The following is a 24,212-nucleotide window of genomic DNA, read 5'->3' as shown; positions in this document are numbered from 1 at the left end:
CCCCTTCTCTTTGTTGAGACATCGCTTTATCTCCTTCCGCGCGCGCGATCAATATTTAATCTTAAAAGTTGCCTTTAATCCAATCTTTTATGCGTGAAAAACCATTTTTTTCCTGATTTTCATCGAGTTTTTTCAGCGCTTTATTTTCTTGCTGCTTTACCGCCTGAAGCAGCAAGCCAACGGATGTTGAATAAATCGGGTTATTAATCACATCTTGCAGGCCAGAAACACCATGCGGGCGCGCCAGTCTTACCGGCATATGGAAGATTTCTTCGGCCAGTTCGACTACGCCTTCCATTTTTGCAGTGCCACCCGTTAATACAATTCCGGCAGCCACAAGATCTTCAAAACCACTGCGACGTAACTCAGACTGAATCAGAGTAAATAACTCGTCATATCGTGGTTCAACAACTTCAGCTAACGCCTGGCGCGACAGATCACGCGGCGGACGGTCACCAACACTTGGTACCTTAATTGTTTCGTCAGCCTTAGCTAACTGTGTTAACGCACATGCGTATTTAATTTTTATTTTTTCTGCGTGCTGAGTTGGCGTTCGTAATGCCATCGCAATATCGTTAGTCACCTGGTCGCCAGCGATTGGAATAACGGCGGTATGTCGAATCGCACCCTCAATAAAAATAGCAATATCCGTGGTACCACCACCAATATCGACCATACAAACACCCAGCTCGCGCTCATCATCCGTTAGCACGGAGTAGCTCGACGCTAATTGTTCAAGCACCAGGTCATCAACCTGCAAATCACAGCGTTCGATACAGCGCTCAATATTCTGTGCAGCATTAACAGCGCCGGTCACCAGGTGAACTTTTGCTTCAAGACGAACACCAGACATACCCACGGGTTCACGAATACCTTCCTGGAAATCGACCACATATTCCTGGGGTAATACATGGAGAATTCGCTGATCCTGTGGAATTGCTACAGCCTGCGCAGCATCAATTACTCGTTCAATATCAGTATGAGTAACCTCACGATCACGTACAGCAACAATACCGTGTGAATTCATTGATTGAATATGACTGCCAGCAATCCCCGCATGCACCGAATGAATACGGCAGCCAGCCATCAACTCAGCTTCTTCTACCGCACGTCGAATCGACTGCACCGTAGAGTCAATATTAACAACAACGCCCTTTTTCAGACCATGACTCGGACAACTCCCTAAACCTACAATATCAATTTGCCCGTCTTCACCAACTTCACCAACAATGGCTACGATTTTTGATGTCCCTATATCCAGGCCAACCACCATATTTTTTTGTTGCACCTGATTCATGCTTCCATCTCCCCAACCGGTAACCACTTAATTGCGGCACCTTTGACATAACGTAAATCTATTCCTGCCACATCTTTATGGGGCAAGGTTTTTAATAATAATTCGAGACGCTTCATACGTTCTTCAAAATACTGGCGACCAAATGCCACGCTCCAGCCATTTGACAACTTTCCAGTGATAGAACCTACGTCAGATACTTCCAGTTCCAAGACTGAAACACCACTATTTTTGAGCATTTGATGCAATCTTCGATAATTTCGCATCACACTTTCTGCATAATGAGTATTCCCACGCATGCGTGCCAATTTATCGCCAGACACAAACCCAGGACGCGGCAAAATATCGCCACCAACCGTCAATATTTCTTCACCATTCCAAATTGCCATCGGCACATCTTCGTGCACATTAATTAAAATTGTATCTGGCCAACGCTTTTTCACACTGACCACATTTAATAATGGCAAATCATCAACCTGCTGAAACACTTGTTGTAAATCAGCGGAAAAGAAACTTTCATCCGTTAACCACTCAAGCTGCCCAACAATCAGCCCGGGCTTCCACAAGCTGAACTGTCCATTTACTTCAACAGTATTTACCGGCCAGCTTAAATAAACCCAACGACCACTAAAAAATAACGCTGCGATTAGCAATGGAATAGCAAGCCAGTAGATATGGACTCGGGGGAAACGCAACTGTAACGGTTGTTTTTCAACAATTCTGGTTGCTCCCGTTGCTTTAGTCTTTCTCATATTACTGATCAGCCTGGCGCTGCTTAGCTTCTGTTAACAACTTCACAACCAGCTGCGGAAAATCAACACCACTCGCCCGGGCAGCCATAGGAACTAAACTATGATCTGTCATACCAGGACTGGTGTTAGCTTCCAATAACCAGAAGCTACCGGTGCCAGCATCCTGCATCACGTCAATTCGTCCCCAGCCCTGACAATCAAGAATATCAAATGCCTTTAACGCCAATTTCTGCAATTCAGATTCTTTTTCAGAGTTCAGACCACAAGGCAGTAAATACTGGGTATCATTGGCCTGGTATTTCGCCTCATAATCATAAAATTCATGCGGCGTTTTTAACTGAATGGCAGGCAGTGCTTCACCATCAACAATTGCAACGGTAAACTCAGGTCCACTTACCCACTGCTCGGCCAGAACCAGGGCGTCATACTCACTGGCAAACTCATAACTCTTTTTCAGTTCCTCTGCCGTATGAACACGGCGCATACCGATACTGGAACCTTCCCGCGCTGGTTTTACAATGGCGTTATTTCCCAGCAACTCGATAGTTGCCTGCCAGTCACAGTGCTTATCCAATAACACGGCCTTCGGGGTAGCGAGTCCAGCGGCCTGCCAGATTAATTTGGTACGCCACTTATCCATTGCCAACGCAGAAGCCATAACACCGCTACCGGTGTAAGGTTTATCCAACCATTCAAGAACACCCTGAATCGTGCCATCTTCTCCGCCACGGCCATGCAACGCGATAAATGCAATATCAAACTCAGCTTCCGTCAGCTGAGCAATAGCATGACCCTGAATATCAATCGCAATAACGTCTGCGCCAGCATTCTGTAATGCATTAAATACTGCGCGGCCGCTGTTCAGAGATACCGGACGCTCTGCAGAATTACCGCCCATTAATACAGCAATTTTTCCTAACGAGGAGGTACTCACTGGTCGCCTCCAACTTCTTTTAGCAAACCAGGTAATTTTTGCACCAGCTGCTGCGCTAAAGCACCCACATCGCCAGCGCCCTGAGTGAGTAAGAGATCTCCAGGCTTCAGCACATTTTTCAGCGGTTGTTCAACGGATTCATCCCGGGCAATAAAGACAGGATCAACCGCCCCACGTTGACGAACAGAGCCACACAAAGCACGACCATCAGCACCTGCAATAGGCTTTTCACCAGCAGGATAAACATCCATCAATAATAAGACATCGGCTTGTGACAATACCCGGACAAAATCTTCATACAAATCGCGAGTACGGCTATAACGGTGCGGTTGAAACAACATAACCAAACGTCGCTCCGGAAAGCCGTTACGAATCGCTTCAAGAGTCACTTCAAGTTCTCGCGGGTGATGACCGTAGTCATCCACCAACATGACATCACCATCTGCTAATGGAAATTCCCCGCAAACCTGAAAACGACGACCAACACCTTCGAATTTCTCCAACGCGGATTGCATTGCATCATCACTAACACCTTCATCATCAGCGACCGCAATTGCAGCTAATGCATTCAATACATTGTGTTTGCCCGGCATGCGCATACGAATATCCAGATCCGCTTTGCCATTATTGCGTTTCACAGTAAAGCGGGTATACATCCCATCCTGCGTCAGATTAATAGCCTGATAATCGGCATCATCAGAAAAACCGTAAGTCACAAACTGACGACTGATACGAGGCAAAATAGACCGGACATTTTCGTCATCAATACAGACAACAGCCAGTCCATAAAACGGCAGATTATGCAAAAACTCGACGAAAGTATTTTTTAACTTTTCAAAGTCGCCATCGTAGGTCGACATATGATCAGCATCGATATTGGTAACGATGGAAACCATTGGCTGGAGATGCAGGAAACTGGCATCACTCTCATCAGCTTCAGCCACCAAATAACGGCTTGCTCCCAGTCGGGCATTGGTACCCGCACTATTTAATTTGCCACCAATAACAAATGTCGGGTCAAAATTTCCTTCCGCCAGGATCGAAGTAACCAGACTCGTCGTTGTTGTTTTGCCATGAGTACCAGCCACCGCGATACCGTGGCGGAAGCGCATGAGTTCAGCCAGCATTTCAGCACGACGAACAATCGGGACACGTCGCTCAAGCGCTGATTTAATTTCCGGATTATTTTCATCAATTGCAGTGGACACGACCAACACATCAGCCTGCTCAACATTTTCACTGTCATGACCAATAAACACCTTGGCGCCCATACCAACCAGACGCTCTGTAACGGCACTCTGGCGTAAATCAGAACCAGTGATCTGGTACCCCTGATTCAACAACACTTCGGCAATGCCACACATGCCGACACCACCAATACCAACAAAATGGATGCAACGAATACGACGCATCTCAGGAATCAAATGGGTCAGTGTATTTGCTTTATGACTCACGACTAAATCTCTCAATCTGTTCCACTACCATCTGGGTAGCGTTGGGCATTGCTAATTGACGAGCAGTATCTGCCATCTGCTGCAATGCCATTTTATTTGTACTAAATTCTTGCCATTGACCAGCTAACCAGCTGGCGGATAAATCTTTTTGCTGACAAATCAGCGCGGCATTTTTGTCAGCCAGATAATTGGCATTGGCCGTCTGATGATCGTCTACAGCGAACGGAAAAGGGACAAAAATTGCGGCCTTACCGGCTGCTGCAACTTCAGATACCGTTAATGCACCGGCGCGACAAACAACCAGGTCAGCCCATTCGTAAGCGGCTGCCATATCATCAATAAAGGCCGTTACCCTGGCCTCAATTCCCGCCTGTTGGTACTTGCTCTGAACGTCATCGATATTACGCTTACCAGCCTGGTGCCATAACTCTGGTCGCAAAGATTCTTCAAGGCTTTGCATTGCTTCAAGAACATTCTGATTTAATGCCACAGCGCCCAGACTTCCACCAACAACCAATACTTTTAAACGTTGTTGAGCATCTGAAATCTGATTTTTAATTTGCTGTACATCTTTGCGTACCGGATTACCGGTAACCAGGGCATTTTCTAAAGCTCCGGGAAACGCCTGCATAGTGGTGTTTGATATTTTATGCAGTAATTTATTGGTCATTCCGGCAAACGCATTCTGCTCATGAATCAATAAAGGCACTCCGGCCAAACGCGCTGCTACCCCACCAGGACCAGTGGCATATCCACCCATACCCAATGCAGCAACAGGCTTCACCTTGTTAATGATTCTTCTTGCCTGCCATACCGCCTTCACGATGCGCAGCGGAGCCGTCAACAAACCGAGTTTTCCTTTACCGCGCAATCCAGCGATATCAATACAATGCAATGGATAACCTGCAGCAGGTACCAGATCTTTCTCAATACCTGCAGACGTACCCAACCAATGAATGTCATAACCTTTTTCGGCCATTTCTTTGGCAACCGCCAAAGCTGGAAATACGTGGCCACCGGTACCACCGGCCATAAAGAGAATCGCTTTAGACATCAAACGGCTCCTCAGTAACAATATCTTTTTTCTTTTTCACCACTTTTGCTTTTTTCTTTTTTGAACCAGCAATAGGTTTCTCATCTTCGATAACAATAGAAGGGTGTTCGATTTCGTGAGATATGCGCATTACCACGGCCACCATCGCGCAACACACCAACAAACTACTGCCGCCATAACTGTAAAATGGCAGCGTTAATCCTTTGGTTGGCAATAATCCGATATTTACTCCGAGATTGATAATAATCTGCAACGCAAGCAATGCACCGATACCAATTGCAATATAAGAACCATACAACTGCCCGGCTTGTTGCGCTTTCCAGGCGACTTGCCAGATAAAACCAATCAAAGCCGCAAGCAGTAACAAAGCAACCACCCCGCCAAACAGCCCTGTTTCTTCCGCCCATATTGCAAACACAAAATCAGTGTGTGCTTCTGGTAAGTAGAACAACTTCTGCACACTCTCTCCCAGGCCAACACCGAATAACTCTCCACGGCCAAACGCTATCAGAGACTGGGTCAGCTGATAGCCTGTGCCGTAGACATGCTCCGGCGCCCATGGATCTAAGTAAGCCAATAGGCGCTCCATTCGATACGTTTCAGCGGTTAACACAAAACCACTGATAATCAGGGTGCCAATCAACAACAGAAAAAATTGCCCTGCTTTAACACCACCCAAAAACAACTGAACCAGAGCGGCGCCCATCAATACCACAACAGCACCAAAATCCGGCTCCAGTAGCAACAGTACAACCATCGCGCCCAGAATAATGAAAGGCTTCAGAAACCCCTTCCAATGCTGCTGTACTTCCTCTTTGCGACGAACCAGATAACCTGCAATAAAAAAGACAGCGGCTAATTTCGCAATTTCAGATGCCTGGATTTTAATCAATCCAAGGTTTAACCAGCGCTGACTACCATTCACTTCATGGCCAATACCCGGAGCAAAAACCAGAATTAATCCCATAAAAGCAAACAATAAAAACAGCGGTTCTGTCTGACTCCACCAACGCAGCGGAATCTGGCTGACAACAAAAGTGACGGCCACACCCAGCAATAAATACACGGCATGACGCATCGCAAAATATTGCTCATTGCCAGTGTAATATTCGGCGATTCCAGTAGACGCAGAAGCAACCATTAGCCATCCAAGGAACATCAGGCCAAGCCAGGGTAAAAACAGCGTCTCTTTCGATTGCCAGAACAAGCGGGCGAATAACTGCTGAAATGGCAGCGATTGCAGTTTTTGAGCAAACTCAACCATGGGCCACCTCTTGTGAATCATTCACAAGCTGGCGGAAATATTCCCCACGCACCGCAAAGTTCTTAAACTGATCAAAGCTGGCGCAAGCAGGTGATAACAATATCAAGTCATCTGTATTGGCATTTTCCAGTGCATACTTCCATGCCTGATCCATGGTTGTAAAAGTCTGCGTCTGACAATCAACCAGATCCTTTTGAATATTGAGTGCATCGCGACCAAACAATAAGGTTTCCGCTACGTACTTTTGACAAGGCTGAACAAGTTCGGCAAAGCTCTGATCTTTATCGACACCACCCGCAAGTAGCCAGATTTTTCCTTTACTGCTCGCTCCCAGCCCATTAATTGCTGCCAGGGTCGAGCCGACGTTAGTGCCTTTGGAGTCGTTGTAACAAGCTACGCCATTAATATCAGCGACCCACTGACAACGATGTGCTAAACCGGCAAAGCTTTTAATGGCCGCAAAACTATCGGCCAGTTGAATATTAAGCTGCGGAGCAACCGCCTGAACCAGAGCCAAAGCCGACATCACATTCGCTAGGTTGTGTTGCCCTTTGATTTTTATCTCATCCGCTGACAACAGCGGCTGGCTGCCGAAATAAATCCAGTCCTGGCCATCCACCTGACGAAGGCCAAATTCATCAGTTTCTGGTGCTTTCAAACCAAAACGAACCGCTGAGGAATCTGAATCTGTCTTCGTTGCTTCATCATCCTTATTTTCAACAACCACTGAGGCACCAGCAAAAATGCGTTGTTTTGCAACCAGATAATCTTCCATACCTGAGTAGCGATCCATATGATCTTCACTCAGGTTTAAAATAGTTGCGACAGCGGCATTTAGCTGAGTAGTGGTTTCCAATTGAAAACTGGATAATTCCAACACGTAGATATCAACATCGCTGCCCTTATCACTACCGTCAGCAGCCACATCAGCAATCAGATCCAGAGCTGGCAAACCAATATTCCCGCCGACCAAAGCTTTCACACCACAGCCGTTTAACATATCGCCAACCAAAGAGGTTACTGTGCTTTTGCCATTTGAGCCGGTGATAGCAACCACAGGTTTGGTGACAAATTCTTTAAACAGCTGAATATCGCCGGAGATTTTAACCCCAGCCTGAATCGCTTGCTGAATTGCGGTTTCTGCCAGAGCAACACCCGGGCTGACAATCAACTCGTCGTAATGACTCAGCAATTCGCCACCCAGAGCTCCGCAGAAAATTTCACTTTCAGTGAACTCCTGTTGAACGGCATCGAGGTTAGCCGGATTATCGCGGCTATCACACAGATCGAACGACCAACCACGACGCTGACAAAAACGCGCACACGACAACCCGGACATACCCAGCCCGATAATCATGCGTTTAGTGGTAGACGTTTTGGTCAGAGTCATTGCTCGGTTAATCCTTGCTTGTCGTTATCGAATTTTCAGTGTCGCCAGACCAATCAGCACCAAAATAATGGTGATAATCCAGAAGCGAACAATCACACGTGGCTCTGGCCAGCCCTTGAGTTCGTAATGGTGATGCAGCGGCGCCATGCGGAAGATACGTTTGCCCGTCATTTTGAATGACGCGACCTGCAAAATAACGGAGACAGTTTCTGCAACAAAAATACCGCCCATAATGAACAGGATGACTTCCTGGCGAACGATAACGGCAACAACACCCAACGCCGCACCCAGCGCCAGAGAACCCACGTCGCCCATAAATACCTGAGCCGGGTATGTGTTAAACCATAAGAAACCAATACCAGCACCAACAATGGCAGCACAGAAAATCACCAATTCACCAGCACCAGCAATATAAGGAATATGCAGGTAATCGGCGAAATTAACGTGTCCTGCTAAATAAGCGCAAACACCTAATGCTGCAGCAACCATTACTGTTGGCATAATCGCCAGACCATCAAGGCCGTCCGTCAGGTTAACCGCATTACTGGAACCAACAATCACAAAATAGGTTAAAACCAGAAACATCAAACCCAACTGTGGCATGACATCTTTAAAGAAAGGCACAACCAATTGAGTTTCTTGTGGGCTTTGAGCGCTGTAAAACAGATAAGCTGCGGCAATAATCGCGAACACCGATTGCCAGAAATACTTCCAGCGACCTGGCAAACCTCGGGAGTTTTTCTCAACCACTTTGCGATAATCATCAACCCAGCCAATAGCACCGAACGCCAGAGTGACCAACAGCACAACCCAGACAAAGCGATTCTCAAGATCTCCCCAAATCAGCGTACTGATCGCAATAGAAAGTAAAATAAGCACACCACCCATCGTTGGTGTTCCGGCTTTGCTTAAATGTGATTTTGGTCCAACTTCACGAATCGCCTGACCAATCTGGTATTCACGTAATTTGCGAATAACAACGGGACCTAACAGTAACGATACCAACAGCGCAGTAATTACCGACAAAATAGCCCGGAGTGTTAAATAATTAACCACACCAAAGCCCGAATGAAATTGTGCTAACCAGTCACCTAGCCATAGCAACATATCAGTTTTCCTCTTCCCCAATTTGTAATGCAGTAACGACTTTATCCATACCTGCACTACGCGACCCTTTTATCAGCAATACATCGACTGCTGAGGTCTGTTGTTTTAAGTAGTGAACCAATTCATCACGGTTCTCGAACCAGATTCCTTTGTCACCAAAGGCTGCTACGGTATTTTTATTGTATTTTCCGGTAGCAACCAGGCGTTTAATTCCCTGTTGTTGAGCGTATTGCCCTATTTTGTAGTGAATATTTTCCGCATCATCACCCAGTTCGGCCATATCGCCGAGTACCAGCCAGCTGTTTTCAGCATCGGCTAATACATCAATAGCAGCATAAACAGACGCCGGACTGGCGTTATAGCTATCGTCCAGAATGCGTTGACCTTGAGTACCATCACACCAGCGTAAACGCCCCTTAAAAGCTTCAGCGGTTTCAAGACCCTTAATAATTTTTTCCAGAGACATTGGTACTGCCAAAGCAGCTGCGACCACGGCTAACGCATTACGGACGTTATGCTCACCTAACAACGGCAAATTAACGGAGTGCGACTCACCATTTACCAGCAGGTTAAAGTGGCAACCCTGAAGATTGGTCTCGATATCTTCAGCACGAACATCGGCATCAGGCGACAAACCAAAACTGGTTACCGCAATACCCTGGCGCTCAGCACGTTGCTGCCAAACGTCATAAAATTCATCATCGCGATTTAAGATGGTTCGTCCGCCCGGGCGAACATAATCAATAATTTCACCCTTGGTTTCGACGATACCGTCTAAGCTGCCAAAACCTTCAAGATGTGCTTCACTGGCATTGGTTAAAATACTGACTTGTGGCTCAACAAACTGAGCGGTGTAAGCGATTTCTTTTAAACCACTGGCACCCAATTCGATCATGGCCGCTTCATGCTCTGGCTGAATTGCCAATAATGTCAGCGGTGCGCCAATATGGTTATTCAGATTGCCTTGTGTCATCCAGGTATTAAATTGCTGGCTTAACACATTGGCCATCAACTGCTTAACACTGGTTTTTCCTGCACTACCAGTCACTGCAACCACAGGGCCTTCAAATTGACGACGCTGAAACTGGGCAATCTGGCCAAGTGCTAACAAACAATCGAATACGCGAATTAATGGAAAACCGTTCAGATCATCAACACTTATATCTTCATCAATCAGAGCGGCAACTGCACCAGCCGCCTTGGCCTGCTGAATAAAGTTATGACCGTTAAAACGCTCACCTTTTAACGGAATATATAAATCGCCGTTTGAGATGGTGCGGGTATCAGTCGAAACGCCGCTGATTTCTATATCGGAGCCCTGAGCAAGAACACCTTTAATAGTTGGCAGGATTTCGCTGATCAGAAAAGACTTAAGCATCATGACCTCCCGCCTTTTCAAACCCCAACTGCAGCAAAACCGCCTCATCACTGTAAGGCTGTTTTACTCCAGCGATATCCTGGTAGTTTTCATGACCCTTGCCAGCAATCACAATCAGCTCGGCATCGGACTCACAAGCCAGCTGGATAGCCCTGCTTCTGTCATGCTCACAGGAAAATTGTTCTGCACCAGCACAAGTCAGCACATCAGAAAAAATCTGCTCATTGTTTTCTGTACGCGGATTATCATCGGTTAGCCAGACCGTCGCCTTACTGTTTAATGCAGCCTGAGCCATTAACGGACGCTTGCTGCGATCACGATCGCCACCACAACCGAACACCAGTGCGATGTTTTCGGCCGACTCATTCACCGCCTGCATAACATTGGTTAATGCATCCGGGGTATGAGCAAAGTCGATAACTGCTTGCTGAGTTTTTCCACTCACCTGGCGACGATAAAGCTCCATGCGACCAGCAACCGGCTGCAGCTTTTCTGCCGCCAACAATAACTGGTTAAAATCAAAGCCATGGAGGCATAAAACACTGATCGCCGCCACCGCATTAGCCAGATTAAAGTCACCAATAAGGGGTAAACGAATAACACCGTCACCCCAGGGTGAAACCAGCGTTGCTGTTAACAAGCCATTAGCGTAATTAATATCGGTATAACGAACCAAAGCGCCTGCGCTTGTACCGTAGGTAACAACATCGGCATTTACCGCAGCGTTTTTCGCCAAGCGTACGCCGTATTCATCATCAATATTAATCAGTGCATTTTTAACTGAAAAATCGGTAAATAAGGCGGACTTGGCAGCAAAATACCCTTCCATATCACCGTGATAATCCAGATGGTCCTGAGTGAGGTTAGTTAACACCGCAGTTTCAAACGCTAATCCTTCAATACGGCCCTGATGGATACCATGGGATGACACTTCCATTGCCACCAGGTCCGCTTGTTTTTGCTGCATATCATTTAATAAACGCGCAACAACGGATAAATCGGGAGTAGTATTTCGCGTTTCTTCAAGCTCTGGCCAAACACCGTTACCTAACGTGCCCAATACACCCGCTTGTTGATTAACAGCCACTGCCAACTGGGCGATGTATTGAGTAACCGAGCTTTTTCCATTGGTGCCGGTAACGGCAATCAATGGCAATTCATTATTTAAGTTATAACGGTGCTGCAACCACTTAGGTGTTTCTGACTTTAAATCCGGTGTAGAAAATACCGGCACGCCACCACTGACGATTTCGTAGCCAACACACTCGAATGCAATGGGCCCTTCAGCCAATACAGCGCTTGCTCCACGTTTAATGGCATCGTCAATATGAGTACGACCATCCTGCTGAGAACCACTGCGGGCGATAAATAAATCGCCCGCTTGTACATCACGGCTATCAACGTGGATATGGTTTATTTCACGATCCCACTCGGGGGGAATAAATAGACTTCCCTGAGTTAATGCAGATAACTTCACGCTGCACCTCGCTCATGTAATGGAAGTTTTTTGCCGGAAACGGCTGCTTTTTTCATATTTTTTTCGACGAGCAACTTCTTGATATTGCTGTTATCCGGAGCTACCTGACGCAAGCGTAATGATTGCTCCATAATTCTTGAAAATACCGGAGCGGCAACTTCACCACCGTAATATTCCTGGCCCTGCGGCTCATCCACTACCACCACTAACACCAATTCCGGATTGGAAATGGGTGCAACCCCTGCAAAAATGGCGGTGTATTCAGAATCTTCGTAACCTTCACTACCAACCTTATGTGCAGTACCGGTTTTACCGCCGACTCGATAACTTTCCACCCGTGCACGACGACCAGTGCCTTTTTCTGAAGTCACGGTCTCCAGCATACTTAATACTTGTTTGGCAGTACGAGCCTTCATCACCCGCTGACATTCCGGGCTGTTTTCGATGTTCTTCTGCATTAATAAGCGCACAGCCTGACGACAACCTTGCTGACTTAAACTGGTATAAGCTTGCGCCAGTTGCAACGGCGTGACAGATAAACCATAACCGTATGACATGGTGGCTAAACGCAGATCATCCATTTGTTCCGGATAAGGCAAACTGCCCACTGCTTCACCAGGAAAACCTAACGCAGAAGCAGTGCCCATACCGGCATCATGAAAAAAGCGCCAGATTTTATCGGCGCCGAGGTTATGGGCTAATTTTGTTACTCCGACATTGGAGGATTTGGTGATAATGCCGGTGACATCTAACTCACCATAATCACGATGATCACGAATGGTTTTATGTTTTACCCGCATAAAACCGGGTGCGGTATTAACCTTGGTCGACGGAGAGTAACGACCTGAATCCAGCGCTGCCGCCACCGTAAATGGCTTCATGGTTGAACCGGGTTCAATCAAATCGGCCAACGCACGATTACGCATGAATTCTGCTTTTAATTTGGCACGGTTATTCGGGTTATAGGATGGCTGATTAACCAGAGCCAATACTTCACCGTTACGCGCATCCAATAACACTGCGGATCCGGATTTGGCTTTATGCGAGGAAACCGCAGCTTTTAACTCGCGGTAAGCCAGATACTGCAAACGCAGATCGATGGTCAGATTTAAATCACTGCCAGGCTGCGGTACTTCATCCACTTTTAATTGTTTGATGACATTGCCATATAAGTCTTTCACTACCTGACGGGAACCTTCCGTTCCTTTCAGATAGTCATCAAATGCCAGCTCTAAACCTTCCTGACCTTTGCCATCAATATTCACGATACCCAAAGTATGTGCCGTTACTTCGGCTGCCGGGTAATAACGGCGGAAATCGTCATCGCCATACACGCCATTAATGCCCATTTTCAGGACACGCTGCGCCAGTTCGGGCTCAACCTGACGTTTTAAATAAATGAAAGAGCGGCCCTGGCTGGCCGCTCTTTCTACTTTCTTCAGTAGCGTTTTCTTTTTCAGGCCAAGAGGCTTGGCGAGTAGCGGAAGTTGCTGCAGATTAATTTGTTGCGGGTTGAGCCATAAAGTAATAACTGGCGTACTGATGGCCAGGGGTCGTCCATGCCGATCGAGAATTTTGCCACGACTGGCAGGCTGAACTTCAGAACGTACCGTACGTTTTTCGCCCTGCTCGAATAAAAACGGTTGATCAACCGTATGTAACATAACCAGTCTCGCCAGAACCGCTAACAACAAAGCAGCAAAAACCGCCATCACCAGCGCAAAGCGCCAGCGGGCAATTCCGCTTGTTGTTAACTCTTGTTGTTCCGTCACCGTCTGGCTCCGTTTTTTCTATTGTTTGTTTTGCTTTAATTACTGCTGCAACACCTGGATATCGGTCGCTTCAGTCATAGTTAATTGTTTGCGTGCACGTTGATCGATTCGCCCCAGAGCCGTCAGTGTGCTGATTTCCAGTAATAACCGGGTCTGCTCCTGCATTAAATCCATGCGAATGCTGTCCAGCTTCTGCCACTGTGCTAACAAACTGCGATGCTGATGCACTTGCGCCACCTGAATGCCTGCAGTGATTAACACCAGCAACCACAAAAAAACCGGTACCATTTTTAATCCGGCTTTTATGTTGATGACAGTTGTCATCAGGCCAAACGCTCGGCAACCCGCAACACCGCACTTCGGGAACGAGCATTACGTTTTACTTCTTCCTCGGTTGGCATAATGGCCTTACCAACCCGTTTCATGGTTTTACCCAGCTGATCATCCGTTAACGGAATACCTACTGGTACGTCCTTGCCTTTTTCCTGAGCGCGGATAAAGCGTTTCACCATGCGATCTTCCAGCGAGTGGAAACTGATCACCGCCAGATGACCACCAGCTGCCAATAGGTCCACCGATTCATCCAGCACATTTTCCAGATCGCCCAGTTCGTTATTCACAGCGATACGAATCGCCTGGAATGCACGAGTGGCCGGATGCTTATGACGTTCCCAGTTTGGGTTCGCCGCTTTTACAATTTCAGCCAGACGTAACGTGGTGGTGATAGGCTCTTCCGCTTGCGCTTTTTTCAGCCAGTTGGCGATACGTTTGCCGTAGCGCTCTTCACCGTATTCCTTTAACACCCGGGCAATTTCTTTTTCCGGAGTTTGCTCCAGCCACTCAGCCGCGCTGATTCCGGCATCCGGGTTCATACGCATGTCCAGCGGACCGTCACGTAAAAAACTGAAACCACGCTCAGCATCGTCGAGCTGGGGAGACGACACACCCAGATCCAGCAAAATCCCGTCTACCTCAGAAATACCTAAGCGCGCTAATTCGGTTTTCATCTCGGCGAAACTGGACTGCACAATCTGAAAGCGATTGTCTTCCTGCTCTAACTCTTTGCCCGACTGAATCGCCAGCGGATCTTTATCGAATCCAATCAGACGACCTTTGTCAGATAACTTGCTTAATAACAAACGGCTGTGGCCACCACGACCAAAGGTACCGTCGACATACACACCATCGAGGTTGGTCAGGCAACCATCGACCGTTTCTTCCAGCAAAACCGTAGTGTGTAAAAATTCTTCTAAATTCGTGCCTTGTAAACTCATAGTGACAAGCTCTGTAACTCTTCCGGCAGCTGATCTGGCTGGCTCACCATATCCAGGTAGTCATCGCGACGGCTTTCCCATTGAGCTTTGCTCCACAGTTCCAGCTTCTTGCCCTGACCGACCAGCACACTTTCTTTTTCTAAACCGGCGTATTCCCGCAAAGGTTGCGGTAACAGCACTCGTCCACTGCCATCCAGCTCCAGATCCGTTGCATGGCCAATCAGCAGTCGCTGAATTCGGCGGGCAACCGGGTTAAAGCTGGGCAGCGCTTCAATTTTCTTCTGAATCTCTTCCCATTCGTTAATGGGATACACCAACAGACAACGTTCTTCGGTATCAATGGTGGCCACCAAACGGGCGCCACAGAGCTCCGCCAGCGGTTCCCGATATTTAGTCGGGATCGCCAGACGCCCTTTAGCATCCAGATTGATCGTGTGTAGCCCCCGAAACATGTGTCTGTCCGTCTGTGACCTGTTGTTTATCTATTGGGTAATTCTCTCCGGTAGCGATAGTGAGTACTAACCTTCCCTGAATCTCCACTGCAGCTTAAAGAGACTCCACAATTACCCACTATCATCCACATAATGACACTATAGGAAGCACCCTGGCCTTTTGCAAGCTGGTGAAGTGGACGAAATTGTACAATTTTGCGTTATTTCACAATGACTTAGCTAAGTGGGAGAGAATGGTGGGGAATTGTGGCGAACAAAACCTGAACAGAGTGTTCCATCTAACGCGCATAGTTAAAGTAATTTCTGAAGTTAGTACCCACCAACTTTTGCTTTTAGAAATTTTAGCTATATGAAGTAATTACTAACTTCACCTCTAGCGCAGTTGTTAGTGAACACTAATGTAATGGTAAAACATTCACTAGGAATAAAGAACTGCAAAGTTGTGCGGAATTCCACTCAATTGCAGTCGCCAAGGCCTTAGCCCTTGGTTAACATGGCGCGCTGACATCAATCACAATCCATTTTCCAACCACAACCAATTCCCTTGCTATGAACATCGAACAAATCCAGGCCGCTTCCCTCAAATTACGCGATAACAAGTTGTTTGAGCTGTTTGTGGTGTCCGTCATCATCATCTCCGCATTGTTGATCGGCGCCAAAACTTATCCGATTCCGGAAACCGTACTGCAAGTAGTGACCTGGCTGGATGTGGGTATCACCTTTATCTTCCTTTTTGAAATCATTGTGCGCTTTATCGCCGAACCGAATAAGAAACGCTTCTTCCACAATGGCTGGAACGTGTTCGACACCCTGGTCGTGGTGGTCAGCCTGATACCAATCGAAAACAGCGATATGGCGTTGATCGGCCGCTTAGTGCGGATCTTCCGGGTACTGCGGATGGTATCGATCATTCCCGAGCTGCGAACACTGCTGAATTCCTTGCTGCGTGCAATGCCACAGCTGGGTTATGTCTTACTGCTGATGTTTATCATCTTCTATATCTATGCCGCCGTCGGTGCGACCTTCTTTGCTTCGATCAATCCAGAGTTGTGGGGCGATATCTCCATTTCGTTGTTAACCCTGTTCCGGGTAATGACCTTTGAAGATTGGACCGACGTGATGTACGAAACCATGGGCACCTACCCACTGTCGTGGATTTATTACCTCACCTTTATCTTCCTAACGGCGTTTGCCTTCCTCAATATGGTGATTGGTATTGTCGTGAATGTACTGGAAGACGAACACGCCCGTGAACGTGCCGAGCAGGAAGAAGCCGAAGGCAAAGCCACCATCGAAGATCTGCAGGCGGAAATTCAGGAACTGAAACAACTGATTATCAACCAGCAGGGCAAATCATAATGAAAACCATACTCACAACCGCCCTGCTGTTAATAAGCAGCCTGAGCTGGGGCTTCAGCTATACACTGGAAATCAGCGAGCAACAGATCCAGCAAAAGATCGATGCCCTGATGCCACTGGAGCGTAAGAAGCTGTTTTTTGTGGTCACCCTGAGTGATGCCAAAGTCGATCTGGTTGAGGGTAAAAACGAAATCAGCCTGTTTACTCAGGTACGCCTGGATGCACCCAATAACATCAGTGCGACTGGCAGAGCTGAAATCGCCGGTACCCTGATCTACAAAGCTAAGGAAGGTGCGTTTTATCTGAATAACCCCCAGATCAAACAAATCGAAATCGATCAGTTAGATCCGGGTCTGATGCCGACGGTAAAAAAGCTGGCACAAAACGCAGTGGCTAAATCTCTGGTAAAACAACCGGTTTATAAACTCAATGACCAGGATCTGAAGCAGAAACTGGCGAAATCGATGCTGAAGTCGATAAAGGTTGAAAACCAGGTTTTAAAAGCAACGCTGAGCGCGTTCTGAGCTCAGCCTTGACAATTCCTCCACCGAAATCAAAATGACAGCCAATTCCGTTTTGATTCGAAGTGAGTTCCATGGCTAATATCGCCAGTGAAGCCAAAATTGCACAGCGTCGCGCCGACATTCTCGGCGCTGCAGTCGAAGTGTTTGCCAGCAAGGGCTTTCACGCCGCCGGTATTGCCGACATCGCCAAAATTCTGAATATTGGCCACGGTACCATTTATCGTTATTACAAAAATAAGCGTGATATTTTTAACGCTATTCTTGCCGATTTATTGGCAGAAATGGCTGAAGTGGTGCAACAGGAGCCACCAACAACCAATTCTCTCAATGAGTATCAGGCCCAGCTGGAACGCATTGCTGATCATATGATGGCGATTTTTAATCGTGATCCACGTCTGGCAAAAATTGCCTTTTATGAATCCCTCGGAGTTGATGGCGAGATCCACGAATCGGTTGAGCACTTTATTTCCATATTTGCCCAGTTTACCCAGGCTTATATGAGAAACGGTGTCGACAAGGGTTTCTTACGCGCCAGTATGGACCAGAAAATTGCCGCCAACCTGATTACGTCCATGTTAATGGAGGCGGTGAAACAGGTCGCGATTGGCCAGTTCAGCGATGAAGAAATGCAGAGCTGGCGCCAGGAGATTATTCAGTTTGTGATTGGTGGCCTGGGCATCGTCAGCGAATAACCCCGGACTGTCTATTTAGCCACGGTGTTTTTTCTGCAGGCCCTGTAGAAAATTACGTAATACCTGATCCTGGCACTCGCGATAATGACGATGGCCAGGATTGCGGAAGAACGCACTGAGTTCAGCCTTTCCTAATTTAAATCCAGCTAACTCCAACAATTCAAAAATATCTTCTGAGCGCAGGTTTAACGCGATTTTCAGCTTGCGCAGGATGATATTGTTATTAATGCGGGCGTGGGCTTTTTTCCAGGGATCAACCGCAGGCTTCTTGCTTTTAGTAGATTGATCTGCGGCTTCAGACTGTTCGCGAGGGCCTCGTTTTTCAATAATAAAACCATCGAGAAACGCATTCATGCTATCGTCGTCGCAGCGAATATAACCTTCCAACTCTTCTTTTTTCAGCCATCCGGTTATTTGCTCCTGGCTGGCTTTACAGTCACCCAGAGCAAAGATCGCTATCATTTTTTTGTCGTTCAAATTAAAGGTGTAACGCAGACGACGAAGAATATCGTTATTAGTCATAAGCCCGGGTTTTAACGCAACTGTTGCAAAGCAGCCAGTTTATCAGGCTCCGCCTCAATTTGCTTTACTGCCAGCTTGTAGGGCCTGTGCAGGTGTTTTTTCAGGTAACGAGTCGCCGTTTTACGATCAATACCTTTTAGCTGACAAAACAGCGCCAGCACAAAAACATTATCGTATTCCGTTAACGCCGGCTGGCGATTGGCCATGGCGTTATAACAACTGCCACAGCCACCACGAATGGTATAAGAGGAATTAGCGAGCAACACACCAAAACCCATAAAACCGGCCAATAATTCACTGGCTTCGGCAAACAGGTTCTGACCACCCGGCGGCAATATCCGACCCTGAACAACCAGGTGCTGCGCCAACACATGAGCGTAACTGGCGGCCATATCTTCCGGCTTTAACGTTTGTTGAGGATTATAAAAAACCTGCAATGGCTGTTCGGTCTGAATCAGCTCTTTACCCGCTTCAACTCCTTGTGCTGTTGCAGCACTTGGTAAAGAGTCACGCAGAATCTGCTCCAGCTCAGGCTGGGGCGCAGGAGGAATCTGACATTGAGGATCTTGCTGTAACTGCTGACTGGATAACAACTGCAATGGCCAGTGATTCAAACCGACATAACGCTGAGTGTGCTGAAAAATATTGGCGGCTTTTTCTTCAACGCTGGACACTCTGCCAGGGAAAAATTCGTTACTTGGCAATACCAGCTGCGTGCGGTTAAAAAACTCATCGGCATCAAAATGTTGCAATGCCCAGGCAAAGGTTTCAAAAATCCAATCAGCCGTTTCCTGATCAACCAGAGGTTTGGATTTAAATAAACTCAGCACAATACAACCCTTAAAATTCTTATCAGATAAATCTTGCAACCCGAGCATTAAAACTGATTTGTCGCAGTGCTGAAACCGAAACTGCAATACGAATTGCCTGATCAATCGCCTCATCAGACTCACCCGCCGCTTTTAAACTGGCGATATGGCTGTTGTAACAGGCAAAGCCCTGGTTGATTAACGACACCGCAACACAGGCATAGTGGTAGCCGGTTTCATCCGTTACCTGCAGCTCAGGGAAAGGTCGCATTCCCAAGCTTTGTAAACTACCGCCGGCATCAAGCGGCTGAACATTCCTTCCCATAAAATACGGGTTAGTTACCGCCATACGACTGCTTGCTAACATCACCGCCTTTTGTTCGACCCGGGTCAGGTTGCCAACGGTGTCGTTCACCTGACCAACTGCACATTCGTCTTTACAGGCTAGCGCTGCCGCCCAGGCCACCAGCTTTTTATGACTCAGGCTCAGGTGAGATTCATGAATAACAGCTTGCTCGAATAGCTGACGCTGATCCTGCAGTTCCGGGATAGCGTCAAGCAGCTCGTGTGGATAAGACATGGGACACCCTCAAAACGATTGAGGGTGTGACATCTCTTTTCGCGCGAAGTTCACCACTCTTGGCGTTATTTGACCGAATTAACAAGCGAGGTTACTATTGATAAAAAACCTAATTCAAGGATTGAACATGACCGCCAAAGTATTTGTAAGCTACTCACACAAAGATGAAGCATTCAAAGAGGAACTGGAAGAGCAGCTAACACTACTTCAACGTAATAAACTTATCTCCTGCTGGAATGGAAGAACGAAATTGATGAGAACCTAGAGAATGCAGACATAGTCTTACTGCTAATAAGCTCAAGTTTTATCGCCTCTGAATATTGCTATGACATTGAAATGAAAAGAGCAATGGAAAAACATGACAGCCAGAATGCGTTAGTTGTGCCTATCATAATAAGAGATTGTGACTGGACAGAAGGTACAGTTTTTTCAAAACTCCAAGCAATTCCAAAGGATGGTGTCGCAATCAATACTTGGGAAAACCGCGATTCGGCCTGGAAGGATGCAACACAGAAATTAAAGTCCGCGATAACTAACTTCCAACCGTCATCAAAAATATCAGAAGCAATAGAAAAAGAGCTAATCTCAGCAACAGAAAGAACTTTAACTTGGCTGGATGACACCGAGATATTACTTTCACACAGAAAAGTCAATAAGGTAACCCTTCAAGATATCTATGTATCTCCAGACATTAGAACAGAAAATGAATCTGGGGAAATAGAGTACATAGACTCAAAAAATATATTAAAGAGAAAGGGCTACCACCTAATATCTGGAGAGGAACAGCAGGGAAAAACAACACTACTAAAAAGTATTTACCTGGATTCCTTACAAAAAGAGGTTATACCTTTATACATCGATGCATCAAAAATATCAAAATCAGATTTAGCGTACAACATAGAAAAACTAATAAAACTGCAGTTAAACAATATCACACTCGATAAGTTCATAAACACCGATAACAAAGTAATACTTATCGATAATATAGATAAAATCAAACTAAACGAAAAATACCGTGACAAGTTCATATCCGAAGTGAACAATGCATTTGACTACATAATCATAACTTGCCATGACTCATTCGAGTACGTCGCCTGTGAAATATCCGCCTTGGATAAATACAAGAATGCAAAAATAGTAGGACTTGGAAATGTAAAAAGAGAAGAGATTGTTAAAAAATGGATATCTCTTGGTATAGAAGAAAATATTAATGATGAAGAACTATATACACAATGTGACGAGTTAAAGAACCAGTTAGACACCGTCATAAAAAGAAATATAGTTCCAGGAAAGCCACTATACATATTAATGGTACTACAGAACTTCGAGGCAAGTGCGCAACTAAATATAGAACTGACCTCATATGGACATTGCTACCAGCAGCTTATCTACCAAGCCTTTGATAAAGCAAAAATTAAAAAGACCGACTTCCCCAAATACTTAAATGTATTGACTGAACTATCTTGGAATATTTTCAACCATGGAAACGATCTAAACTCTTATGAAGTAAATAGCTTTTTCGCGGAGTACTGTGAAAAGTTTTTAACCGTAGAAAAGAATGAAGTCATAGAGAAACTGGAAAAGCATTCAATATTAGCACATAAAGGGAACCGACTCGGATTCAAATACCCTTATATTTATTATTTCTTTGTAGCAAAGAAAATTGCAGAAGATTACAACAGTGACGACCATAGCATCAAAGGCTGTGTAAGCATGCTGCTAGAAAATCTGCATAGAGAAGATTTTGCTAACATTCTTATATTCATTACACACCACACCAAGGACTCTTGGGTTTTAAGTGAGATACAAGGCGTTCTAGATAACCTATTCTCTGAGAGTAAAAAAGCGACTTTAGCCAATAACACTTTAGAGTTTATGACAGACTTCATGAACTCAATACCTAAGTTGGTTTTAGAGCAAAGAGAAATAGTAGAAGAACGTAGAGAGCATAATAAAAGACTCGATGCTATTGAAAGGTTGGATGAAGAAGTCAATGACGATGAACAGCCAGAAATACTATGGAAGATAAATAAAACTTTTAAAGGGATGGAGATTGCTGGGCAAATTATAAGAAATCGCCATGCAATACTAACAAGAGATTCTCTGCAATCAATTGCCGACTCTGGTATATCATCCGGTTTGAAGTTTTTAGACTATTTCTTGACGATATCAAATACAGCGAAAAATGAAATTATTAAACTTATTTCATCTCATCTTGCTAAGAACCCTGATCTTTCAAACATTGAAATTCAAGAACATGCCGAATCAACGTATACGCATTTGACATATGGGGTAATAAATGCAGTTATTCGAAAAATTTCTTCCTCTATAGGATCGAAAGAGGCTTATGAAATCTATGACAAACTTGAACAAGTCGAAGGCTCTCCCGCATACACATTAATCAGGCAAGCAATTGAGTTCAAATTCAATCGAACTCTCAGTTTTGATTCAGTGGAAAAAACTGCAACGATACTAAAGAACAACCCTGTCTGTTCGAGAATTCTTAAAGAGCTAGTAATTCATCAAACCTATATGTTTCCTGTAAATTACAGGGTCAAACAGCAGCTATCTGAACTATTAGAAATTTCAGTTTCTGGCCAAAGGTTGATGGACCGAAAAAGCCGTGCCAAAGGCTAATCTTAATAAGGCGCTATATCGATAGCGCCCCAACCATCCCCGCTGTTAATAACGCCAGGTCGTCATCACTCATAATAAACTGCGGCATCACATACACCAGCTTGCCAAATGGGCGAATCCAGATGCCACGTTCAACACAAGCCGGTTGTAAGGTCGCCATATCTACTGGTTGTTTCATTTCGATCACACCAATCGCACCTAACACACGCACATCTGCCACGGACTCGAGTTCTCGTGCAGGCGCCAGTCCTTGCTCCAGGCCGTGTTCGATACGGCGGACCTGAGCCTGCCAATCGTTCTCTAACAATAAATCGATGCTCTCGCAGGCCACCCGGCACGCCAGCGGATTGCCCATAAAAGTCGGGCCATGCATAAAACAACCGGCCTCGCCGTTACTGATTGTTTCCGCCACATGGGTGGTGGCTAATGTTGCCGCCAGGCTCATATAACCACCGGTAATGGCTTTACCGACACACAAAATATCTGGTGTGATTTCAGCGTGTTCACAGGCAAATAATTTGCCGCTGCGGCCAAAGCCGGTAGCGATTTCATCAGCGATTAATAGCACGTCAAATTCATCACACAGGGCTCGGGCCTGGCGCAGGTATTCCGGGTGATAAAAACGCATACCACCCGCCCCCTGAACAATCGGCTCGAGGATTAAGGCTGCAATTTCATCGTGATGTTGTTCCAGCTTCTGGCGCAGCGGCTCGATATCCTCAGAGTTCCAGTCATCGTGGAAACGGGCCTGTGGAGCCGGAACAAAAAACTGTTGTGGCAGGATGCCGGAGAATAAGTGGTGCATACCACGCTGCGGATCACACACCGACATCGCACCTAAGGTATCACCGTGATAACCGTGCTCCAGCGCCAACATACGGTTTTTATGCGGCTTGCCACGGGCATGCTGATACTGAATCGCCATCTTGATCGACACTTCCACCGCGACCGACCCCGAATCGGCAATAAAAACCTTATCCAGACCTTCAGGAGTTAACGTCACCAGACGTTTGGCCAGCTCTACCGCCGGAGCATGGGTTAATCCACCAAACATCACATGACTCATTTGCTGCAATTGCTCGGTTGCTGCCGCATTCAAACGCGGGTGGTTGTAGCCATGAACCACACACCACCAGGACGACATGCCATCGATTAACTCACGGCCATCTTCCAGCGTCAGGCGCACACCGGAGGCACTTTTCACCGGCCAGATATTGCCCGGAGTCGTCATGGAGCTGTACGGGTGCCAAATATGCTCGCGATCAAACGCCAGGTCCACATTCGCTGAGTGGAAGTTGGATTCAGTGGCAGACATAACGCTCTCCTAAAACAATAAAGCCGGGCAACACAACCTGAGTACAAAACAGGGTTACAAACAATGGCGAGAAAATAACCGCAGACATAATGACTGTATTGCCACAAGCAGTAAACCGACAAACTACAGTCTAGTTGACCACTGATCAGTGCCGCTTATGATGTCTACTTTT

22 protein-coding genes are annotated in these 24,212 nt (G+C 46.2%); 4 read left to right on the top strand and 18 right to left on the bottom strand.

The genetic code is table 11. The features are described 5' to 3' along the window. Positions 1–61 precede the first annotated feature (61 nt). The 14 genes from ftsA to mraZ are packed head-to-tail and all read right to left on the bottom strand — an operon-like array spanning position 62 to position 15,602. Positions 62–1,297, bottom strand: a complete 1,236-nt coding sequence (gene ftsA / locus ACOQOZ_RS20270; protein ID WP_420589969.1) for a cell division protein FtsA — start codon at positions 1,295–1,297, stop codon at positions 62–64. After that, positions 1,294–2,046 (bottom strand): cell division protein FtsQ/DivIB, encoded by a 753-nt coding sequence (locus tag ACOQOZ_RS20265; protein ID WP_420589968.1) that lies wholly within the window; start codon positions 2,044–2,046, stop codon positions 1,294–1,296. Before ACOQOZ_RS20265 ends, ftsA begins: the two co-directional genes overlap by 4 nt. Before the next feature lies 1 nt (position 2,047). Beyond that, a complete protein-coding gene (locus tag ACOQOZ_RS20260) occupies positions 2,048–2,980 on the bottom strand; it encodes a D-alanine--D-alanine ligase (RefSeq protein WP_420589967.1) in 933 nt (310 codons plus the stop codon). Then, positions 2,977–4,392 carry a UDP-N-acetylmuramate--L-alanine ligase gene (gene murC, locus ACOQOZ_RS20255; RefSeq protein ID WP_420592438.1) on the bottom strand — a complete coding sequence of 472 codons (1,416 nt, stop codon included), beginning with the start codon at positions 4,390–4,392 and terminating at the stop codon, positions 2,977–2,979. The genes ACOQOZ_RS20260 and murC overlap by 4 nt, the downstream gene beginning before the upstream one ends. Positions 4,393–4,423: 31 nt before the next feature. Next, the gene (murG, locus tag ACOQOZ_RS20250) at positions 4,424–5,488 is read right to left on the bottom strand and encodes an undecaprenyldiphospho-muramoylpentapeptide beta-N-acetylglucosaminyltransferase (RefSeq protein ID WP_420589966.1); all 1,065 of its coding nucleotides are present in this window, start codon (positions 5,486–5,488) and stop codon (positions 4,424–4,426) included. Next, positions 5,481–6,752, bottom strand: a complete 1,272-nt coding sequence (ftsW, locus tag ACOQOZ_RS20245; protein WP_420589965.1) for a putative lipid II flippase FtsW — start codon at positions 6,750–6,752, stop codon at positions 5,481–5,483. Before ftsW ends, murG begins: the two co-directional genes overlap by 8 nt. Continuing rightward, positions 6,745–8,142, bottom strand: coding sequence for a UDP-N-acetylmuramoyl-L-alanine--D-glutamate ligase (gene murD / locus ACOQOZ_RS20240; RefSeq protein ID WP_420589964.1), 1,398 nt, complete (start codon positions 8,140–8,142; stop codon positions 6,745–6,747). The genes ftsW and murD overlap by 8 nt, the downstream gene beginning before the upstream one ends. A gap of 24 nt (positions 8,143–8,166) precedes the next feature. Beyond that, positions 8,167–9,249, bottom strand: coding sequence for a phospho-N-acetylmuramoyl-pentapeptide-transferase (gene mraY, locus ACOQOZ_RS20235; RefSeq protein ID WP_420589963.1), 1,083 nt, complete (start codon positions 9,247–9,249; stop codon positions 8,167–8,169). A 1-nt stretch (position 9,250) separates the two neighbouring features. Continuing rightward, complete coding sequence (locus ACOQOZ_RS20230) at positions 9,251–10,630, bottom strand: UDP-N-acetylmuramoyl-tripeptide--D-alanyl-D-alanine ligase (RefSeq protein WP_420589962.1); 1,380 nt, start codon at positions 10,628–10,630, stop codon at positions 9,251–9,253. Beyond that, entirely contained in the window at positions 10,620–12,104 is a 1,485-nt protein-coding gene (locus ACOQOZ_RS20225) for a UDP-N-acetylmuramoyl-L-alanyl-D-glutamate--2,6-diaminopimelate ligase (RefSeq protein WP_420589961.1), read from the bottom strand. Before ACOQOZ_RS20225 ends, ACOQOZ_RS20230 begins: the two co-directional genes overlap by 11 nt. Next, positions 12,101–13,876, bottom strand: a complete 1,776-nt coding sequence (locus ACOQOZ_RS20220; protein ID WP_420589960.1) for a peptidoglycan D,D-transpeptidase FtsI family protein — start codon at positions 13,874–13,876, stop codon at positions 12,101–12,103. Before ACOQOZ_RS20220 ends, ACOQOZ_RS20225 begins: the two co-directional genes overlap by 4 nt. Positions 13,877–13,915: 39 nt before the next feature. Continuing rightward, positions 13,916–14,164, bottom strand: coding sequence for a cell division protein FtsL (ftsL, locus tag ACOQOZ_RS20215; RefSeq protein WP_420589959.1), 249 nt, complete (start codon positions 14,162–14,164; stop codon positions 13,916–13,918). A gap of 35 nt (positions 14,165–14,199) precedes the next feature. Next, positions 14,200–15,150 (bottom strand): 16S rRNA (cytosine(1402)-N(4))-methyltransferase RsmH, encoded by a 951-nt coding sequence (gene rsmH / locus ACOQOZ_RS20210; RefSeq protein ID WP_420589958.1) that lies wholly within the window; start codon positions 15,148–15,150, stop codon positions 14,200–14,202. Beyond that, positions 15,147–15,602, bottom strand: coding sequence for a division/cell wall cluster transcriptional repressor MraZ (gene mraZ / locus ACOQOZ_RS20205; protein WP_420589957.1), 456 nt, complete (start codon positions 15,600–15,602; stop codon positions 15,147–15,149). Before mraZ ends, rsmH begins: the two co-directional genes overlap by 4 nt. A gap of 549 nt (positions 15,603–16,151) precedes the next feature. Here mraZ and ACOQOZ_RS20200 point away from each other — a divergent pair. From ACOQOZ_RS20200 to ACOQOZ_RS20190, 3 genes are all read left to right on the top strand, one after another. Beyond that, a complete protein-coding gene (locus ACOQOZ_RS20200) occupies positions 16,152–16,961 on the top strand; it encodes an ion transporter (protein ID WP_420589956.1) in 810 nt (269 codons plus the stop codon). Beyond that, on the top strand, positions 16,961–17,485 hold the full coding sequence (locus ACOQOZ_RS20195) for a DUF1439 domain-containing protein (protein WP_420589955.1): 525 nt from the start codon (positions 16,961–16,963) through the stop codon (positions 17,483–17,485). Before ACOQOZ_RS20200 ends, ACOQOZ_RS20195 begins: the two co-directional genes overlap by 1 nt. A gap of 71 nt (positions 17,486–17,556) precedes the next feature. Then, positions 17,557–18,177: a TetR/AcrR family transcriptional regulator gene (locus ACOQOZ_RS20190; protein WP_420589954.1), complete on the top strand. Its 621-nt coding sequence runs from the start codon at positions 17,557–17,559 to the stop codon at positions 18,175–18,177. Positions 18,178–18,192: 15 nt separating this feature from the next. On the opposite strand, the gene ACOQOZ_RS20185 is transcribed toward ACOQOZ_RS20190, so the two are convergent. From ACOQOZ_RS20185 to ACOQOZ_RS20175, 3 genes are read right to left on the bottom strand one after another with little or no spacing between them, the layout of a single operon-like run. Beyond that, positions 18,193–18,699, bottom strand: a complete 507-nt coding sequence (locus ACOQOZ_RS20185; RefSeq protein WP_420589953.1) for a DUF1456 family protein — start codon at positions 18,697–18,699, stop codon at positions 18,193–18,195. 11 nt (positions 18,700–18,710) lie between these two features. After that, positions 18,711–19,529 (bottom strand): hypothetical protein, encoded by an 819-nt coding sequence (locus ACOQOZ_RS20180; RefSeq protein WP_420589952.1) that lies wholly within the window; start codon positions 19,527–19,529, stop codon positions 18,711–18,713. 22 nt (positions 19,530–19,551) lie between these two features. Then, positions 19,552–20,088: a carboxymuconolactone decarboxylase family protein gene (locus ACOQOZ_RS20175; RefSeq protein WP_420589951.1), complete on the bottom strand. Its 537-nt coding sequence runs from the start codon at positions 20,086–20,088 to the stop codon at positions 19,552–19,554. Between the two features lie 228 nt (positions 20,089–20,316). Between ACOQOZ_RS20175 and ACOQOZ_RS20170 the strand changes: the two genes are divergently transcribed. After that, on the top strand, positions 20,317–22,725 hold the full coding sequence (locus ACOQOZ_RS20170) for a TIR domain-containing protein (RefSeq protein WP_420592437.1): 2,409 nt from the start codon (positions 20,317–20,319) through the stop codon (positions 22,723–22,725). 13 nt (positions 22,726–22,738) lie between these two features. Here ACOQOZ_RS20170 and bioA read toward each other — a convergent pair whose 3' ends face one another. Further along, positions 22,739–24,040, bottom strand: a complete 1,302-nt coding sequence (bioA, locus tag ACOQOZ_RS20165; protein ID WP_420589950.1) for an adenosylmethionine--8-amino-7-oxononanoate transaminase — start codon at positions 24,038–24,040, stop codon at positions 22,739–22,741. Positions 24,041–24,212: the final 172 nt, after the last annotated feature.

Source organism: Bacterioplanoides sp. (assembly GCF_965219715.1).
GTDB lineage: Bacteria > Pseudomonadota > Gammaproteobacteria > Pseudomonadales > Oceanobacteraceae > Bacterioplanoides.
Note: the sequence above shows the minus strand (reverse complement) of the source record. Positions and strands in the feature narration are given on the sequence as shown.

What these genes read in the sequence shown, in the direction of transcription:
- ACOQOZ_RS20200 (WP_420589956.1), top strand. Translation starts at nt 16,152, where the DNA reads ATGAACATCGAACAAATCCAGGCCGCTTCCCTCAAATTACGCGATAAC.
- ACOQOZ_RS20195 (WP_420589955.1), top strand. Translation starts at nt 16,961, where the DNA reads ATGAAAACCATACTCACAACCGCCCTGCTGTTAATAAGCAGCCTGAGC.
- murG (WP_420589966.1), bottom strand. Translation starts at nt 5,488, where the DNA reads ATGTCTAAAGCGATTCTCTTTATGGCCGGTGGTACCGGTGGCCACGTA.
- mraY (WP_420589963.1), bottom strand. Translation starts at nt 9,249, where the DNA reads ATGTTGCTATGGCTAGGTGACTGGTTAGCACAATTTCATTCGGGCTTT.
- ACOQOZ_RS20230 (WP_420589962.1), bottom strand. Translation starts at nt 10,630, where the DNA reads ATGATGCTTAAGTCTTTTCTGATCAGCGAAATCCTGCCAACTATTAAA.
- rsmH (WP_420589958.1), bottom strand. Translation starts at nt 15,150, where the DNA reads ATGAGTTTACAAGGCACGAATTTAGAAGAATTTTTACACACTACGGTT.
- ACOQOZ_RS20185 (WP_420589953.1), bottom strand. Translation starts at nt 18,699, where the DNA reads ATGACTAATAACGATATTCTTCGTCGTCTGCGTTACACCTTTAATTTG.
- mraZ (WP_420589957.1), bottom strand. Translation starts at nt 15,602, where the DNA reads ATGTTTCGGGGGCTACACACGATCAATCTGGATGCTAAAGGGCGTCTG.
- murC (WP_420592438.1), bottom strand. Translation starts at nt 4,392, where the DNA reads ATGCGTCGTATTCGTTGCATCCATTTTGTTGGTATTGGTGGTGTCGGC.
- bioA (WP_420589950.1), bottom strand. Translation starts at nt 24,040, where the DNA reads ATGTCTGCCACTGAATCCAACTTCCACTCAGCGAATGTGGACCTGGCG.
- ACOQOZ_RS20175 (WP_420589951.1), bottom strand. Translation starts at nt 20,088, where the DNA reads ATGTCTTATCCACACGAGCTGCTTGACGCTATCCCGGAACTGCAGGAT.
- ftsW (WP_420589965.1), bottom strand. Translation starts at nt 6,752, where the DNA reads ATGGTTGAGTTTGCTCAAAAACTGCAATCGCTGCCATTTCAGCAGTTA.
- ftsA (WP_420589969.1), bottom strand. Translation starts at nt 1,297, where the DNA reads ATGAATCAGGTGCAACAAAAAAATATGGTGGTTGGCCTGGATATAGGG.
- ACOQOZ_RS20190 (WP_420589954.1), top strand. Translation starts at nt 17,557, where the DNA reads ATGGCTAATATCGCCAGTGAAGCCAAAATTGCACAGCGTCGCGCCGAC.
- ACOQOZ_RS20265 (WP_420589968.1), bottom strand. Translation starts at nt 2,046, where the DNA reads ATGAGAAAGACTAAAGCAACGGGAGCAACCAGAATTGTTGAAAAACAA.
- murD (WP_420589964.1), bottom strand. Translation starts at nt 8,142, where the DNA reads ATGACTCTGACCAAAACGTCTACCACTAAACGCATGATTATCGGGCTG.
- ftsL (WP_420589959.1), bottom strand. Translation starts at nt 14,164, where the DNA reads ATGGTACCGGTTTTTTTGTGGTTGCTGGTGTTAATCACTGCAGGCATT.